Origin of the sequence: Mycobacterium sp. 4858 (assembly GCF_900240975.1) — a bacterium.
Taxonomy (GTDB): Bacteria; Actinomycetota; Actinomycetes; order Mycobacteriales; family Mycobacteriaceae; genus Mycobacterium.
The window spans coordinates 582316-598819 of record NZ_LT968776.1 but is presented as its reverse complement, the minus strand read 5'-3'; the positions used below and the strand labels follow the sequence as shown (position 1 = coordinate 598819).

Here is a 16504-nt window from a genome sequence, read left to right as displayed (position 1 = left end):
TCATAGCTGTCGATCACACCCGACCGGTCGGCGGACCCCTCGTGCCGGGGGTTTCGTGTCGCCCGATGATCGAAAGGTGAACGGGTGAAGGGGTTTTCGGTGGCCTCCCTCGTCAAGCGAGGGTGGATGGCGCTGGTCGCGGTGCTGGTCATCGTGCTCGCCGGATTCGCCATCTACCGCCTGCACGGAATCTTCGGCTCACACAACAACACCTCGGCCAACAGCGGCCTGGCCAACGAAATCGTTCCGTTCAACCCCAAACGGGTGGTGCTCGAGGTCTTCGGCAGGCCCGGCGCAACCGCGACCATCAACTACCTTGATGTCAACGCCCAGCCGCAGCAAGTCAAGGATGCCCCGCTGCCGTGGTCGTTCACGATCACCACGACGGAGCCGGCGGTCCTCGGCAACGTCGTCGCGCAGGGCAACGGGGATAGCCTCGGCTGCCGCATCACCGTCAACGGCGAAGTGAAAGACCAACGCACCGTGAACAAAGTCGACGCCTACACCTTCTGTCTGGACAAATCCGGATGAGCAACCACGAACAGCCGCGGGCCGTTGTCCCCCGCACCATCCGCCGGCTCGCGTTGCCGATCCTGCTGTTCTGGGTGGGGCTGGCCGCAGTCACCAACATCGCGGTGCCGCAGTTGGAAGAGGTTGGGAAGACACACAATGTGGCCCTGAACTCGCCCGACGCCCCGTCGCTCAAGGCAATCAAGCGGATCGGTGAGAAGTTCGGAGAGTTCGACACCGACAGCTCGGCCATGGTCGTACTGGAAGGCGACAAGCCACTCGGCGCGGACGCGCACAAGTTCTACGACGAGATGGTTCGCAGGCTCGAGCAGGACAAGAAGCACGTCGAGCACGTTCAGGACTACTGGGGCGACACCCTCACCGCGGCAGGGTCGCAGAGCAGCGACGGCAAGGCCGCTTACGTTCAGGTGAATCTCGCCGGTAATCAGGGTTCCGCGCTGGCCAACGAGGGCGTCGGCGCCATCCGCGACATCGTCGAGCGTATGAAGCCACCGCCCGGCGTCAAGGCCTATGTGACCGGCGCGGCGCCACTGATCTCCGATCAGTTCGACGTCGGCAGTAAGGGGACCGCGAAGGTCACCACGATCACCGTCGGCGTGATCGCGCTGATGCTGTTCTTCGTCTACCGCTCCGTGCTCACCACCCTGCTGGTCCTAGCCACGGTCCTGATCGAGATGTCGGCCGCGCGTGGCCTCGTCGCGTTTCTCGGAAATGCCGGAGTCATCGGGTTGTCGACGTACGCGACGAACCTGTTGACGCTGTTGGTGATCGCCGCGGGTACCGACTACGCGATATTTTTCGTGGGCCGCTACCAGGAAGCGCGCGGAACCGGCGAGGATCGCGAAAGAGCTTTCTACACCATGTATCACGGCACGACGCACATCGTCTTGGGCTCCGGGCTCACCGTGGCCGGCGCGGTCGCCTGCCTGAGCTTCACCCGGCTGCCGTACTTCCAGAGCCTGGGCATACCCGCCGCGTTGGGCATCCTCGTCGCGCTTTTCGCCGCGCTCACCCTGGGGCCCGCGATCCTCACCTTGGGCGCCAAGGTGGGCATCTTCGACCCCAAGCGGGCGATCCGAACCCGCGGCTGGCGGCGGATCGGCACCGCCATCGTCCGCTGGCCGGGCGCGGTACTCGCGGCGGCCTGCGCGCTGGCCCTGGTCGGACTCATAGCTTTACCCGGGTACAAGACCAGTTATGACACCCGTCCCTACATGCCCGCCAGCGCGCCGGCCAATGTCGGCTACACCGCCGCGGAGAAGCATTTCTCGCGGGCCCGGCTGGAGCCCGAGTTGTTGATGGTCGAAACCGATCACGACATGCGTAACCCGGAAAGCATGCTCGTCCTGGACAAGGTGGCCAAGGCGGTGTTTCACGTTCCCGGCGTGGCGCAGGTGCAGACCATCACCCGTCCGCTGGGCACCCCGCTCGTTCACAGCTCGCTCGCGTTCGTGGTCAGCAATTCCAGCGCGGCGCAGCAGGAAAACCTGACCTACCAACGAGATCGGGCCGAGGATGCCCTCAAGCAGGCCAACGAACTGAACAAGACCATCAACATCCTGAAACAGCAGTACGTGTTGCAGCAGCAGCTCGCCGGCACCACCCACGACGAGACGCAGAGTTTCCACGACACGCTCGGTACGATCCAGGATCTGCGCGACAAGATCGCGAACTTCGACGACTTCTTCCGGCCCATCCGCAGCTACTTCTATTGGGAGAGGCACTGTTACGACATCCCCGTCTGCTTCGCGTTCCGATCACTCTTCGACGCGCTCGACGGCATCGACCAGCTCACAGAGAAGTTCGAAAGCCTCACGGCTTCGCTCGACAAGCTCGACGCGCTGCAGCCGAAACTGGTGGAGCTGATACCGCCGCAGATCGACAGCCAGCAGACCAATCGGGATCTGACGCTGGCCAATTACGCCACGCTGTCGGGCATTTACGCCCAGACCGCGGCCGCGATCGACAACGCGACGGCTCTGGGACGGGCCTTCGACGCCGCCAAGAACGACGACACGTTCTACCTGCCGCCCGAGGTCTTCAACAACCCCGACTTCAAGCGCGGGCTCAAACTGTTCCTCTCGCCCGACGGCAAGGCCGCCCGCATGATCGTCACGCACGAAGGCGATCCCGCGACCCCCGAGGGCATTTCGCACATCGACCCGATGGCCAAGGCCGCGCACGAGGCCCTGAAGGGCACGCCGATGGCGGGCGCGGGGGTCTATCTCGGCGGGACCGCCTCGACGTACAAGGACATCCAGGACGGCGCCAAGTATGACCTGATGATCGTGGCGTTCGCGGCGCTGAGCCTCATTCTGCTGATCATGATGATCATCACGCGCAGCCTGATCGCCGCGCTCGTCATCGTGGGCACGGTCGCCCTGTCGCTGGGCGCCTCGTTCGGGTTGTCAGTTCTGGTGTGGCAGTACCTCTTCGGGATCCAGTTGTATTGGGTCGTGCTCGCGCTTGCCGTGATCCTGCTGTTGGCGGTCGGATCCGACTACAACCTCCTGTTGATCTCGCGGTTCAAGGAAGAAATTCATGCCGGCCTGAACACCGGCATCATCCGGGCGATGGCCGGCTCCGGATCGGTGGTCACCTCGGCCGGCATCGTCTTCGCCGTCACCATGTGTGCGTTCGTGTTCAGCGGTTTCCAGGTGCTCGGTCAGATCGGCACCACCATCGGCCTCGGCTTGCTGTTCGACACGCTGATCGTGCGGTCGTTCATGACGCCTTCCGTCGCACGGATTCTGGGTCGGTGGTTCTGGTGGCCCCAACGGGTGCGCCCGCGCCCCGCCAGCACGATGCTGCGGCCGTACGGACCGCGTCCGGCGGTTCGGCAGCTGCTGCTGTGGGAGGACGACGACCCGGTGGTCGCGTCGCCGGCGCGTTAGCTAGCGCAGCATGGTGGCCACGATCCCGGCCAGATAGCCCAGGCGAGCCACCTCCGAGGGCCGGAATTCGGGGCCCGGTCGCCCCAGCACCACCGCCATGTGCGGATCGCCCAGCGGCGCGGCGACCATCGTGGTGTCCATGTCGCGCCACGCCTGCGGCACCCAGTCGCCGGAGCTGTCCAGCGTCGCGGCGCGGTCGATGGGCAGCCACGGGGCGGAAGCCGCCGGCGTCTCGGGCGCACCCGCGCTGACGGCCAGGCGCTCCACCCGATCGCCCGCACTACGCAGCACCGAGCACCAGCTGACGCGCAGCACCCGGGGCGCCTCGTTGGCCAGGGCCTGCAACCGCGACGACTTGTCGACGGCCGCGGCGACGTGGTCGAGCAGCTCCAGCTCCCGATGCGCCTCCAGCAACCCGGTGTGCGGACGCACGCTCTCCACCCGCACACCCGAGAGCGACTCCGCGGCGGTGATCAGCGTGTCCGGCATCGCGCCCGGCGGCAACTCGATCACCAGGTCGTCGATCGCGTAGCCCGAGCTGCGCTCCACCACGTCGAGCGACAAGATGTCGGCGCCCGCGGAGCCGAGCGCCACCGCCAGCGAGCCCAGGCTGCCCGGGCGGTCGACCAGCTCGATGCGCAACAGATAGGACGGCACGGCCAACACTGTGACACAGCCATGTGTCGACGGCATTTCGGCTCGGTACGACGGCCAACGCTCGCCGGGGCCGAGTGCCCGGCGCTCGCCCGAACAAGCGCGTTAGGCTTTCCTGTCGTGTCTCAGATCTCCCGCGACGAGGTGGCGCACCTGGCCCGGCTGTCCCGGCTCGCGCTGACCGACAGCGAGCTGGACAGCTTCGCCGGTCAGCTCGACGCCATCCTGACCCACGTCAGCCAGGTGCAGGCGGTCGACGTCACCGGCGTCGAAGCGACCGGCAACCCGCTCAAGGACGTCAACGTCACCCGCCCGGACGAGCCGACACCCTGCCTCACCCAGGCCGAGGCGCTGGCCGCGGCGCCCGAGGCCGCCGACGGCCGTTTCGCGGTGCCGCAGATCCTGGGAGACAGCGAGTGAACGAGGTCATCCGATCCGACGCCGCGACCCTGGCCGCCCGGATCGCCGCCAAGGAGCTGTCGTCGGTCGAGGTCACGCAGGCGTGCCTGGACCAGATCGCGGCGACGGACGACCAGTACCACGCCTTCCTGCACGTGGCCGCCGACGAGGCGCTGGGGGCGGCGGCGGTGGTCGACGAGGCGGTGGCCGCGGGGGAGCGGCTGCCGTCGGCGCTGGCGGGGGTGCCGCTGGCGCTCAAAGACGTGTTCACCACCGTCGACATGCCCACCACCTGCGGTTCCAAGATCCTCGAGGGCTGGCGTTCCCCATACGACGCCACCGTCACCACGCGGTTGCGCGCCGCGGGCATCCCGATCCTGGGCAAGACCAACATGGACGAGTTCGCGATGGGTTCGTCGACGGAGAACTCCGCCTACGGCCCCACCCGTAACCCGTGGAACCTCGACCGGGTGCCCGGCGGATCCGGCGGCGGCAGCGCGGCGGCGTTGGCCGCGTTCCAGGCGCCGCTGGCCATCGGATCCGACACCGGCGGCTCCATCCGGCAGCCGGCGGCGCTGACCGCGACCGTCGGCGTCAAACCGACCTACGGCACCGTGTCGCGCTACGGCCTGGTGGCCTGCGCCTCGTCCCTGGACCAGGGCGGCCCGTGCGCGCGCACCGTGCTGGACACCGCGCTGCTGCACCAGGTGATCGCCGGGCATGACCACCGCGACTCCACGTCCGTCGAGGCGGCGGTGCCCGACGTCGTCGGCGCCGCCAAAGCCGGCGCTGCCGGTGACCTGCGCGGCGTGCGCGTGGGGGTGGTCAAGCAGCTGCGCGGGGAGGGCTACCAGCCCGGTGTGCACGCCTCGTTCGAGGCGGCCGTCGAGCGGCTGACCGAGCTGGGTGCCGAGGTGAGTGAAGTCGACTGCCCGCACTTCGAATACGCGTTGGCGGCCTACTACCTGATCCTGCCGTCGGAGGTGTCGAGCAACCTGGCCCGCTTCGACGCCATGCGCTACGGGCTGCGCGTCGGCGACGACGGGACGCACAGTGCCGAGGAGGTGATGGCGCTGACGCGCGCCGCCGGTTTCGGGCCGGAAGTCAAGCGGCGCATCATGATCGGCACCTACGCGCTGTCGGCCGGTTACTACGACGCCTATTACAACCAGGCGCAGAAGGTGCGCACGCTGATCGCCCGGGACCTCGACAAGGCGTACGAGTCCGTCGACGTGGTCGTGTCGCCCGCGACCCCGACCACCGCCTTCCCGCTGGGCGAGAAGGTGGACGATCCTTTGGCGATGTACCTGTTCGACCTGTGCACGCTGCCGCTGAACCTGGCCGGCCACTGCGGCATGTCGGTTCCGTCGGGGCTGTCGCCGGACGACGGCCTCCCGGTCGGCCTGCAGATCATGGCGCCGGCGCTGGCCGATGACCGGCTGTACCGGGTGGGCGCCGCCTACGAGGCTGCCCGCGGCCCGCTGCCGAGCGCGATCTAGGCGTCTGCTCGGCGCGGCGGACCCGCCGCAGGGCAAGATAAGGGCATGCGGATCGGAGTTCTGACCGGAGGTGGCGACTGCCCGGGGCTGAACGCCGTCATCCGGGCGGTGGTGCGCACCTGCGACGCCCGGTACGGCTCGTCGGTGGTCGGCTTTCAGGACGGGTGGCGCGGGTTGCTGGAGAACCGGCGCATCCAACTGCAGAACGACGACCGCAACGACCGGCTGCTGGCCAAGGGCGGCACGATGCTGGGGACCGCTCGGGTCCATCCCGACAAGTTGCGGGCCGGGCTGGACCAGATCAAGCAGACTCTGGACGACAACGGCATCGACGTGCTCATCCCGATCGGCGGGGAAGGCACCCTGACCGCCGCGCACTGGCTGTCCGAGGAGAACGTTCCCGTCGTCGGGGTGCCGAAGACCATCGACAACGACATCGATTGCACCGACGTCACTTTCGGTCACGACACCGCGCTGACGGTGGCAACCGAGGCCATCGACCGCCTGCACAGCACCGCCGAATCCCACCAGCGGGTGATGCTGGTGGAGGTGATGGGCCGGCACGCCGGCTGGATCGCGCTCAACGCCGGCCTGGCTTCCGGCGCGCACATGACGCTTATCCCCGAACAGCCCTTCGACGTCGAGGAGGTGTGCCGGCTGGTCAAACGTCGCTTCCAGCGCGGAGATTCGCACTTCATCTGTGTGGTGGCCGAGGGCGCCAAACCCATTCCGGGTTCGATCTCTTTGCGCGAAGGCGGAATTGACGAGTTCGGTCACGAGAAGTTCACCGGCGTTGCGGCCCAACTGGGTGCCGAGGTGGAGAAGCGGATCAACAAGGACGTCCGGGTGACCGTGCTGGGCCACGTCCAGCGCGGCGGGACCCCGACGGCCTATGACCGGGTCCTGGCCACCCGGTTCGGCGTCAATGCGGCCGACGCCGCGCACGCGGGGGAATACGGTCAGATGGTGTCGCTGCAGGGGCAGGACATCGGTCGAGTGGCGCTGGCCGACGCCGTGCGCCAGCTCAAGCTGGTGCCCGAAAGCCGCTACGACGACGCCGCCGCCTTCTTCGGCTGACCCCGGCGGGCAAACGGCGGGTGACTCCGGCCTGACCCCCACCCGACTCCGGCCCGACAAGGCCTGAATTTGCCCGGCCTTTGACCTGCCAGGGACGCGTCGGGAAAATTCGTGGTTTCCCGACGGGTTCCCAGCGGTTATACCGGGGTGGTGAGCAACCGCGGTTCGAGTCGCGGAGTCGTTCAGCACCCCGCGGCGTCGGCGGGGCCACCGGGTCCGCCGGTGCGCCCGCCGCGTACCCCCGGCCGGCGCATCGACGCCGATCCGGCGGCCGCGACGGTGCCGCAGCCCACGCGCGCCGATCCATCAATCCGCAGGCCGCCGATCAGGCCAGCACCCGCCCCGCCAGCACGCGCCGATCCATCAATCCGCAGGCCGCCGATCAGGCCAGCACCCGCCCCGCCAGCACCCGCGCCCGCCCCGGCGTCGCGCGCGCCTTCGCGGCCGCGGCGGGCGCCGCTGCCGGGCGGAATGGCACTGGACGGGCTCGACCAGCAGGCGCGGCAGGACTCCTCCGGGTTCAGCTGGCGCGAAGTCGTCCACCGCGTGACCGGTGTCGACCTCGGCCCCGGCAAAGAAGCGCAGTACAAAGAGGACCTGCGCCACCGCATCAGGGCGGCCGTGGGCGGCGCATTCCCGATTGCCGTTCTCAACCTCAAGGGCGGCGTCGGCAAGACGGCGGTGGTGGAGGCGCTGGGGTCGACGTTCGCCGACGTGCGCCACGACCGGATCATCGCCGTCGACATCGACGCCGGCGACCTGGGGGAGCGGCATGGCCGTCCCAACTCCGTGGGCATGCCCGAGCTGCTCGCCGACAAGGCGGCCACGAATTATGTGGACGTCCGGGCGCACACCTACATGAACAACTTCGGCCTGGAAGTGCTCGGATTGCCCGACTATGCGCACACCGACTGGCGGCTGGAGCGGCACGACGTGGTCAGGGCGTTCTCGCTCTTGCGTAACCACTATTCGGTGGTGTTGGTGGACTGCGCCAAGGCGCTCAATTCGGGTGTGATGGACGCGGTCCTGCCCGAGGCGCGGGCGCTGGTCGTGGTGACCAGCACCTCGATCGACGCGATACGGAAGACCGCCACCACCCTGGATTGGTTGGGCAACAACGGGTATCAACCATTGGTGCGGTCGACGGTACTTGCGATCAACCACGTCGAGCCGGCCAAGTTGGACCTGCTGGCCGCCAGGGAACTCGAGCGGCTGTCCGCACGCGTCGCCGCGACGGTGGTGCTGCCGTTCGATCGCCACATACATGAGGGCAAGCAGATCGAGCTCGACCGACTGAGCAAGGAAAGTCGCCGCAGCTACCTCGAGATGGCGGCCGTGCTGGCCGACATGTTCGCCGGCCGGGGCGGGGAGCGCAACCGGATCCCGGCGCCCCGCTCGCCGCACTGGCCCTGAGATCGCCCGGTCCCGCCGCGCTCGCGGTCACCACTGGGCTGATGGTGGTGACCCGCTTCGCCCGGCGCCGCCGCGCTCGCGGTCACCACTGGGCTGATGGTGGTGACCCGCTTCGCCCGGCGCCGCCGCGCTCGCGGTCACCACTACGATCGACGGCATGAGTGTTGCTGCCGGCGCCGATCTCATGGACTACGACGACGTCATCGCGCGTTTCGACCCGGTACTCGGTCTCGAGGTGCACGTCGAGCTGTCGACCGTCACCAAGATGTTCTGCGGCTGCTCCACCGCCTTCGGCGCCGAACCCAACACCCAGGTATGCCCGGTGTGCCTCGGCCTGCCCGGTTCGCTTCCGGTGCTCAACCGCACCGCGGTGGAGTCGGCCATCCGGATCGGGCTTGCGCTGAACTGCGAGATCGTGCCGTGGTGCCGCTTCGCCCGGAAGAACTACTTCTACCCGGACATGCCGAAGAACTATCAGATTTCCCAATACGACGAGCCGATAGCCATCAATGGATACCTCGAAGCGCCGTTGGACGACGGCACCACCTGGCGGGTCGAGATCGAGCGCGCGCACATGGAGGAAGACACCGGCAAGCTGACCCACCTGGGCAGTGAGACCGGCCGGATCCACGGCGCCACCACCTCGCTGCTCGACTACAACCGCGCCGGCGTGCCGCTGATCGAGATCGTGACCAAGCCCATCGTCGGCGCCGGCGCCCGAGCGCCTCAGATCGCCCGCGCCTATGTCACGGCCTTGCGAGATCTGTTGCGCGCCTTGGATGTATCCGATGTCCGGATGGACCAGGGTTCAATGCGTTGCGATTCCAACGTGTCGCTGATGCCGACCGGAACGACCGAGTTCGGCACCCGCACCGAGACGAAGAACGTCAACTCGCTGAAAAGCATCGAGGTCGCCGTGCGCTACGAAATGCAGAGGCAGGGCGCCATCCTGGCGTCCGGTGGCCGGATCATCCAGGAAACCAGACACTTTCACGAGGCGGGGTACACCAGCCCGGGCCGCGCCAAGGAGACCGCGCAGGATTACCGCTATTTCCCCGAACCCGACCTGGAGCCGGTCGCGCCCAGCCGGGAACTGGTCGAGCAGCTGCGCCAGACCATCCCGGAGCTGCCGTGGCTGACCCGCAAGAAGATTCAGCAGGATTGGGGCGTTTCCGACGAGGTGATGCGCGATCTGGTCAACGCCGGCGCGGTGGAACTGGTCATCCAGACCGTCAAGCACGGTGCCGCCAGCGAGCAGGCGCGCGCCTGGTGGGGAAACTTCTTGGTGCAGAAGGCCAACGAGGCGAACGTCGGATTGGACGAACTGGCGATCACCCCGGCCCAGGTGGCCGCGGTGATCGCACTCGTCGACGAAGGCAAGCTTTCCAACAAGCTGGCCCGCCAGGTCGTGGAGGGCGTGCTGGCCGGCGAGGGCGAGCCCGAGCAGGTGATGACGTCACGCGGCCTGGAACTGGTGCGCGACGATTCGGTGACCCAGGCCGCGGTCGACGAAGCGCTGGCCGCCAATCCCGACGTGGCGGAGAAGATCCGCGGCGGCAAGGTGGCCGCGGCCGGGGCGATCGTCGGCGCGGTGATGAAGGCCACCCGCGGGCAGGCCGATGCGGCTCGCGTGCGCGAACTGGTGCTGGCCGCCTGCGGGCAGGGTTGACGGAAGTCGTTTTCCGCTAGGTCTTGTCGTCGTTGTTGCGCGGGAACCCGCCACCCTGCGGGAACAGCGGGAACACCACGTCGTCGAGCTTCTCGGCGTCCCCGGCGGTCTTGTTGACCGTTGCGCCCCAGACGTTTCCGTCCGGCGACATCCGCAGTGCCCAGGCGTGAGCATGGGTGTCCTTGCGCACCACGTCCGGTTCCCCGGTGACCGCACCCGTCGCCGGTGCCAGCCGCACGGCCACGGTCAGTTTGGTGTTGATCAGGTTGACCAGCACGGTCCCGTCCATCGCCGCGCAGCCCGCCACGCCGGGCTTGTCCGGCCAGGTCCACACCGTGGAGACCTCGGAGGTCTTGGTGATGCGCTGCAAGCGATCCGCCGTCGGCGTGCGATCGGCGACATAGAGCGAGCCGTCCACCGGGTCGATGCACAGGCCGCCGCCGGAGCCGACGCCGGACAGCGCCGTCGTGGGCGGCGCCTGGCCGATGGTGGTCGGCTGCTCGATGCGAAGGACCTTGCCCGCCAACGATTTGGGGTCGGCGGCCGCGGCGGGGTTGCCCGCGTCGCCCGTCATGACCACCAGCGTGGTGGGGCTGGTGAAGATCAGCGCTCCGGTATTGCCGGTGGCGCCTTTGGGAATCCCGGTGAGGATGTCCTTGGGGATGTCGCCGTCGGCCACCCGGATCACCCGGTTGTCGGACGGCGTGCTGATGTAGGCGTACATCAGCCGGTCTTGCGTGTAGGTCGGCGACAGCACGATGTCCATCAGGCCGCCGTCGCCGGACGGGTCGACCGGGATGACGGTCTTCACCTTCGGCTCGGCGCTGACCGAGATCTCCTTGACGGCGCCGGTGGTGCGCTCGGCGACCAGCGCGGTTTTGCTGTCGGGCCCCATGATCAGTCCGCTGGTGCTCTCCAGGCAGCCCTGCATCACGCCCGGCGCCGGACACGCCTTGGGGAACGGCGTGGGCGGCAACGGCGGCGGCGGGGGAGGCGTCGAGCTGGGTTGGGGCTTGAGTTCCGGGTTGGTGGTGAAGGGCTGCGACTGGGCGTCGTTGAACCGTGCGCACCCGCTCGCGAGCAGCACCACCGCGCACAGCGTGGCAAAGCCGCACCGAACCGAGCGCCGTAGTCGCATGACCGACAGGCTACGGACAGGGCGGCCGCCGCCGCCACACGCCCGCGCCTGGCCGCCTGACGTGACGCGTTCGGAACACGTCTCGCGCTCAGGCGACGGCCCGTCCGGCGACCGGAGTCCACCCGCTTCGGACGCCGCCGAGCCGCGGAAAAGGCCGTTCCGGGCCGATCCGGGCGGGTTTGGCGGGCAAACCACCGATTGCCTGGCGAAAGCGCCGCTCAAATCCCCAATTCAGCGGCAAATGCCCTTACCCTGACACGCGTGACCAGTCAATCGAATGACGGACATTGGCAGCGGCCCGGCGAATCCCCGGAGCCGGCCCAGGGACGCCCCGCGACGGCGCGCGTGGTTGACCCAGAAGACGATCTGACGCCCGTCGGTTACCCCGGCGACTTCAACCCCTCGACCGGAACCACCACCGTCATCCCCTACATGGGCGACCACGCCGCCGTGGGCGGGCCCAGGGCGACGGGTTATCACGTGCTCGACCAGCCGGAGCCCCTGCCCTATGTGCAGCCGCAGTCGTCCCGGCACGCGGCCGCCGAGCCCGCCGAGATCGACGGCGACGAACACCACGGCCGGCTGCACGAGGTCGGCCGGCGCGGAACCCAGCATCTGGGTTTGCTGGTGTTGCGGGTCGGCCTCGGTGTCGTGTTGGCCGCCCATGGGTTGCAGAAGCTGTTCGGCTGGTGGGGCGGCTCGGGCGTGGGCGGGTTCAAGAACTCGCTGTCCGACGTCGGCTACCAGCACGCCGACATCCTCGCCTACGTCAGCGCCGGCGGCGAGCTCGTCGCCGGGGTGCTGCTGGTGCTGGGGCTGTTCACCCCGGTGGCCGCGGCCGGTGCGCTGGCGTTCCTGATCAACGGCATGCTGGCCACCATCACCGCGCGGCCGCATCCGCACACCTTCACCTATTTCCTGCCTGACGGACACGAATACCAGATCACCCTGATCGTCATGGCGGTCGCGGTCATCCTCTGCGGGCCGGGCCGCTACGGTCTGGACGCGCGGCGCGGCTGGGCCCACCGGCCCTTCATCGGGTCGTTTGTCGCCCTGCTGGTCGGTATCGCCGCCGGCATCGCGGTGTGGGTCATGCTCAACGGGGTCAACCCGATCGCCTGACCCTCACGCATAGGGGTTGGGCACGCGCCCCGAGCTGGCCTCGGTCAGCTGCGGCAGCGTCGCGAACGTGACCGCGGGCAGGCGCACGTCCGCACCGCTCTTGAGGTGCGCGCGGGCCCACCAACCCCGGTGGAAGCGCAGCCCGTCGATCTCATCCCAGTCCACCGTCCGGCTGCCCAGCAGCGTCCGGACGGTCACGCCCCTGTCGTCGGCGACGGTGCGCAACCGGACGATCAGCGCCGAGAGCACCACCGGGATCACCAGCAGCGGCGCCGACGGCGGCCACAGCATCACCGGAATCAGCAACCCGAGGGTCACGAAACCGACGGCCAGGTGAGCGATCGGCGAGACCTTGATCACGACGGGCGTGTGGGAAGACGAACCGGTAGCCACCTGACCATCATTTCACCCGCCACGGGGACCGGATCTCCGCGCGGGCCGACGGCAGCGGGATTTGACTGCTGAGCTGTGCGAAGGCTACCGTCGGACGTTATGGATACCGCCGGACAGCCCGGGATGCTCGTAGTAATTGGTCGGCGCGTTGGTGCCTGACTAGCCTCTCGGCATTTGAAGCTATCCAGACCAACGCGCAACCCTCGTGCAGCAGATGAGCTGTCGGGGGTTTTTTGTTGCCCCGAGCGAGATTCCCAGAGTGAATAAGGAACAAAGACAGTGAGCGCACCCACCAGGCAGCACGCCACACAGCCACAGCGTGCCGCCGACGTCGCCTCCGACGCGGCGGAAACCCCCGCCGCCGCCCCCACCAAAAAGCCGAAACGTGTTGGGCCCGAGAAACTTACCGGCGCCCAGTCCGTGATCCGGTCGCTCGAGGAGATCGGGGTCGAGGTCATCTTCGGCATCCCCGGCGGCGCCGTGTTGCCGGTCTACGACCCGCTGTTCGACTCGAAAAAGCTTCGCCACGTGCTGGTTCGCCACGAGCAGGGCGCCGGCCACGCCGCCAGTGGCTACGCCCACGCGACCGGCAAGGTCGGGGTGTGCATGGCCACCTCGGGGCCCGGCGCCACCAACCTGGTCACGCCGCTGGCCGACGCCCAGATGGACTCGGTGCCCGTCGTCGCCATCACCGGCCAGGTCGGTCGCGCGCTGATCGGCACCGACGCCTTCCAGGAAGCCGACATCTCCGGCATCACGATGCCGATCACCAAGCACAACTTCCTGGTTCGCTCGGGTGACGAGATCCCGCAGGTGATCGCCGAGGCCTTCCACATCGCCTCCTCGGGGCGTCCCGGTGCGGTGCTCGTCGACATCCCCAAAGACGTGCTGCAGGGGCAGTGCACGTTCAGCTGGCCGCCGCGCATGGAACTGCCCGGCTACAAGCCGAACACCAAGCCGCACAACCGGCAGATCCGCGAGGCCGCCAAGCTGATCGCGGAGGCCCGCAAACCGGTGCTGTACGTCGGCGGCGGCGTCATCCGCGGCGAGGCGACCGAGCAGCTGCGCGAACTGGCCGACCTGACCGGCATCCCCGTGGTCACCACCCTGATGGCGCGCGGCGCGTTCCCCGACAGCCATCGGCAGCACATGGGCATGCCCGGCATGCACGGCACGGTCGCCGCGGTGGCGGCGCTGCAGCGCAGCGACCTGCTGATCGCGCTGGGCACCCGCTTCGACGACCGGGTGACCGGAAAACTGGACACCTTCGCCCCGGACGCCAAGGTCATTCACGCCGACATCGATCCGGCCGAGATCGGCAAGAACCGCCACGCCGACGTCCCGATCGTCGGCGACGTCAAAGCCGTCATCATCGAGCTGATCGCGATGCTGCGGCACTACGACATTCCCGGCAACATCGAGATGACCGAATGGTGGGACTACCTGGACGGCGTCCAGTCCACCTACCCGCTGAGCTACGGCCCGCAGAGCGACGGCAGCCTGGGCCCGGAATACGTCATCGAGAAGCTGGGTCAGATCGCCGGCCCGGACGCGGTGTACGTGGCCGGGGTGGGCCAGCACCAGATGTGGGCAGCGCAGTTCATTTCGTATGAGAACCCGCGCACCTGGATCAACTCCGGCGGGCTGGGCACCATGGGATTCGCCATCCCGGCGGCCATGGGGGCCAAGATGGCCCGCCCGGAGGCGGAGGTGTGGGCCATCGACGGTGACGGCTGCTTCCAGATGACCAACCAGGAGCTGGCCACCTGCGCGATCGAAGGCGTGCCGATCAAGGTGGCGCTGATCAACAACGGCAACCTGGGCATGGTGCGCCAGTGGCAGACGCTGTTCTACGAGGAGCGGTACTCGCAGACGGACCTCGCCACGCATTCGCATCGCATCCCCGACTTCGTGAAGCTGGCGGAGGCGCTGGGTTGCGTCGGATTGCGTTGCGAGCGTGAGGAAGACGTCGAGGACGTGATCAATCAGGCGCGCGCGATCACCGACCGTCCGGTGGTGATCGACTTCATCGTCGGCGCGGATGCGCAGGTGTGGCCGATGGTGGCCGCGGGCACCAGCAACGACGAGATCCAGGCCGCCCGCGGCATTCGCCCGCTGTTCGACGACGAGAGCGAAGGGCACGCCTGATGCACACGCACACCCTCTCGGTTCTGGTTGAGGACAAACCCGGTGTGCTCGCGCGCGTGGCGGCGCTGTTCTCCCGGCGCGGTTTCAACATCGAGTCGCTGGCCGTCGGCGCCACCGAGCAGAAAGACATGTCGCGCATGACGATTGTGGTCAGCGCCGAGGAAACCCCGCTCGAGCAGATCACCAAGCAGCTCAACAAGCTGATCAACGTCATCAAGATCGTGGAGCTCGACGAGGGGGCCGCGGTATCGCGCGAGCTGGCGCTGATCAAGGTGCGCGCCGACGCCGGTAGCCGCAGCCAGGTGATTGAAGCGGTGAACCTCTTCCGCGCCAAGGTGATTGACGTTTCGCCCGAGGCGCTGACGATCGAGGCGACCGGTGACCGCGGCAAGATCGAGGCGTTGCTGCGGGTGCTGGAGCCGTTCGGGATCCGCGAAATCGTTCAATCGGGAGTGGTGTCGTTGTCCCGCGGTCCGCGCGGCATCACCACGGCCAAGTAACACACAAGGAGATATTCAACAGTGGCACTAGAAATGTTCTACGACGACGATGCAGACCTGTCGATCATCCAGGGCCGCAAGGTCGGCGTCATCGGATACGGCAGCCAGGGGCACGCGCACTCGCTCAGCCTGCGCGACTCCGGCGTGCAGGTGCGGGTTGGCCTGAAGGAGGGTTCGAAGTCGCGGGCCAAGGTCGAAGAGCAGGGCCTCGAGGTCGACACCCCCGCCGAGGTGGCCAAGTGGGCCGACGTCATCATGCTGCTGGCGCCCGACACCGCGCAGGCGGACATCTTCAAAAACGATATCGAGCCCAACCTCAAGCCCGGAGACGCACTGTTTTTCGGGCACGGGCTCAACATCCATTTCGGACTGATCAAGCCGCCGGCCGACGTCACCGTCGCGATGGTCGCCCCGAAGGGGCCCGGCCATCTGGTGCGCCGCCAGTTCGTCGACGGCAAGGGCGTGCCCTGCCTGATCGCGGTGGACCAGGACCCGACCGGCAAGGGTGAGGCGCTGGCCCTGTCCTACGCCAAGGCCATCGGCGGCACCCGGGCCGGCGTCATCAAGACCACCTTCAAGGACGAGACCGAGACCGATCTGTTCGGTGAGCAGGCCGTGTTGTGCGGTGGCACCGAGGAATTGGTGAAGGCCGGTTTCGACGTGATGGTGGAGGCCGGCTACCCGCCGGAGATGGCCTACTTCGAGGTGCTGCACGAACTCAAGCTGATCGTCGACCTGATGTACGAGGGTGGCATCGCCCGGATGAACTACTCGGTGTCCGACACCGCGGAGTTCGGCGGGTATCTGTCCGGACCGCGCGTCATCGACGCCGGCACCAAGGAGCGGATGCGAGAGATCCTGCGCGACATTCAGAACGGCGAATTCGTCAAGAAGCTGGTTGCCAACGTCGAAGGCGGCAACAAGCAACTGGAGCAGCTGCGCAAGGAGAACGCCGAGCACCCCATCGAGGTGACCGGCAAGAAGCTGCGCGACCTGATGAGCTGGGTCGACCGGCCGATCACCGAGACGGCGTAGGGCGTGGCGCCGAACGTGCACTGAGGGCGAAC

At 67.9% G+C, this 16504-nt stretch carries 14 protein-coding genes; 11 read left to right on the top strand and 3 right to left on the bottom strand.

Annotation, left to right across the window (positions count from 1 at the left end; genetic code table 11):
* Nucleotides 1–99 precede the first annotated feature (99 nt).
* Both C1737_RS11195 and C1737_RS11190 read left to right on the top strand, forming a co-directional pair.
* Nucleotides 100–531 carry an MmpS family protein gene (locus tag C1737_RS11195; protein ID WP_369807523.1) on the top strand — a complete coding sequence of 144 codons (432 nt, stop codon included), beginning with the start codon at nucleotides 100–102 and terminating at the stop codon, nucleotides 529–531.
* A complete protein-coding gene (locus tag C1737_RS11190) occupies nucleotides 528–3425 on the top strand; it encodes an RND family transporter (RefSeq protein WP_068094179.1) in 2898 nt (965 codons plus the stop codon). Before C1737_RS11195 ends, C1737_RS11190 begins: the two co-directional genes overlap by 4 nt.
* On the opposite strand, the gene C1737_RS11185 is transcribed toward C1737_RS11190, so the two are convergent.
* On the bottom strand, nucleotides 3426–4082 hold the full coding sequence (locus C1737_RS11185) for an amino acid-binding protein (protein WP_102419894.1): 657 nt from the start codon (nucleotides 4080–4082) through the stop codon (nucleotides 3426–3428).
* Between the two features lie 117 nt (nucleotides 4083–4199).
* On the opposite strand from C1737_RS11185, the gene gatC reads away from it, so the two are divergent.
* The 5 genes from gatC (at nucleotide 4200) to gatB (ending at nucleotide 10136) form a co-directional block, all read left to right on the top strand.
* Nucleotides 4200–4499: an Asp-tRNA(Asn)/Glu-tRNA(Gln) amidotransferase subunit GatC gene (gene gatC / locus C1737_RS11180; protein WP_067918254.1), complete on the top strand. Its 300-nt coding sequence runs from the start codon at nucleotides 4200–4202 to the stop codon at nucleotides 4497–4499.
* Nucleotides 4496–5977 (top strand): Asp-tRNA(Asn)/Glu-tRNA(Gln) amidotransferase subunit GatA, encoded by a 1482-nt coding sequence (gene gatA, locus C1737_RS11175; RefSeq protein WP_102418229.1) that lies wholly within the window; start codon nucleotides 4496–4498, stop codon nucleotides 5975–5977. Before gatC ends, gatA begins: the two co-directional genes overlap by 4 nt.
* Nucleotides 5978–6022: 45 nt before the next feature.
* A complete protein-coding gene (locus C1737_RS11170; protein WP_067917218.1) occupies nucleotides 6023–7054 on the top strand; it encodes an ATP-dependent 6-phosphofructokinase in 1032 nt (343 codons plus the stop codon).
* 471 nt (nucleotides 7055–7525) lie between these two features.
* Nucleotides 7526–8467, top strand: a complete 942-nt coding sequence (locus C1737_RS11165) for a MinD/ParA family protein (RefSeq protein WP_102418226.1) — start codon at nucleotides 7526–7528, stop codon at nucleotides 8465–8467.
* A 157-nt stretch (nucleotides 8468–8624) separates the two neighbouring features.
* The gene (gatB, locus tag C1737_RS11155; RefSeq protein WP_102418223.1) at nucleotides 8625–10136 is read left to right on the top strand and encodes an Asp-tRNA(Asn)/Glu-tRNA(Gln) amidotransferase subunit GatB; all 1512 of its coding nucleotides are present in this window, start codon (nucleotides 8625–8627) and stop codon (nucleotides 10134–10136) included.
* A 16-nt stretch (nucleotides 10137–10152) separates the two neighbouring features.
* On the opposite strand, the gene C1737_RS11150 is transcribed toward gatB, so the two are convergent.
* Nucleotides 10153–11274: a sorbosone dehydrogenase family protein gene (locus C1737_RS11150; RefSeq protein ID WP_067917224.1), complete on the bottom strand. Its 1122-nt coding sequence runs from the start codon at nucleotides 11272–11274 to the stop codon at nucleotides 10153–10155.
* 261 nt (nucleotides 11275–11535) lie between these two features.
* Here C1737_RS11150 and C1737_RS11145 point away from each other — a divergent pair, with 261 nt between their 5' ends.
* Nucleotides 11536–12396 (top strand): DoxX family protein, encoded by an 861-nt coding sequence (locus C1737_RS11145; RefSeq protein ID WP_067917226.1) that lies wholly within the window; start codon nucleotides 11536–11538, stop codon nucleotides 12394–12396.
* 3 nt (nucleotides 12397–12399) lie between these two features.
* Here C1737_RS11145 and C1737_RS11140 read toward each other — a convergent pair whose 3' ends face one another.
* Entirely contained in the window at nucleotides 12400–12756 is a 357-nt protein-coding gene (locus C1737_RS11140; protein WP_102418221.1) for a PH domain-containing protein, read from the bottom strand.
* A gap of 312 nt (nucleotides 12757–13068) precedes the next feature.
* Here C1737_RS11140 and C1737_RS11135 point away from each other — a divergent pair, with 312 nt between their 5' ends.
* Genes C1737_RS11135 through ilvC form a run of 3 tightly spaced genes read left to right on the top strand, consistent with a single transcriptional unit; the run spans nucleotide 13069 to nucleotide 16472 of the window.
* A complete protein-coding gene (locus tag C1737_RS11135) occupies nucleotides 13069–14937 on the top strand; it encodes an acetolactate synthase large subunit (RefSeq protein ID WP_068094196.1) in 1869 nt (622 codons plus the stop codon).
* Complete coding sequence (gene ilvN / locus C1737_RS11130; protein ID WP_067918895.1) at nucleotides 14937–15437, top strand: acetolactate synthase small subunit; 501 nt, start codon at nucleotides 14937–14939, stop codon at nucleotides 15435–15437. Before C1737_RS11135 ends, ilvN begins: the two co-directional genes overlap by 1 nt.
* Nucleotides 15438–15470: 33 nt before the next feature.
* Nucleotides 15471–16472: a ketol-acid reductoisomerase gene (gene ilvC / locus C1737_RS11125; protein ID WP_102418218.1), complete on the top strand. Its 1002-nt coding sequence runs from the start codon at nucleotides 15471–15473 to the stop codon at nucleotides 16470–16472.
* Nucleotides 16473–16504 lie beyond the last annotated feature (32 nt).

Bases quoted from the DNA above. Each gene is read 5' to 3' on its own strand.
- C1737_RS11190 (WP_068094179.1), top strand. From the start codon at position 528: ATGAGCAACCACGAACAGCCGCGGGCCGTTGTCCCCCGCACCATCCGC.
- C1737_RS11170 (WP_067917218.1), top strand. From the start codon at position 6,023: ATGCGGATCGGAGTTCTGACCGGAGGTGGCGACTGCCCGGGGCTGAAC.
- C1737_RS11165 (WP_102418226.1), top strand. From the start codon at position 7,526: ATGGCACTGGACGGGCTCGACCAGCAGGCGCGGCAGGACTCCTCCGGG.
- gatB (WP_102418223.1), top strand. From the start codon at position 8,625: ATGAGTGTTGCTGCCGGCGCCGATCTCATGGACTACGACGACGTCATC.
- C1737_RS11150 (WP_067917224.1), bottom strand. From the start codon at position 11,274: ATGCGACTACGGCGCTCGGTTCGGTGCGGCTTTGCCACGCTGTGCGCG.
- ilvN (WP_067918895.1), top strand. From the start codon at position 14,937: ATGCACACGCACACCCTCTCGGTTCTGGTTGAGGACAAACCCGGTGTG.
- ilvC (WP_102418218.1), top strand. From the start codon at position 15,471: ATGTTCTACGACGACGATGCAGACCTGTCGATCATCCAGGGCCGCAAG.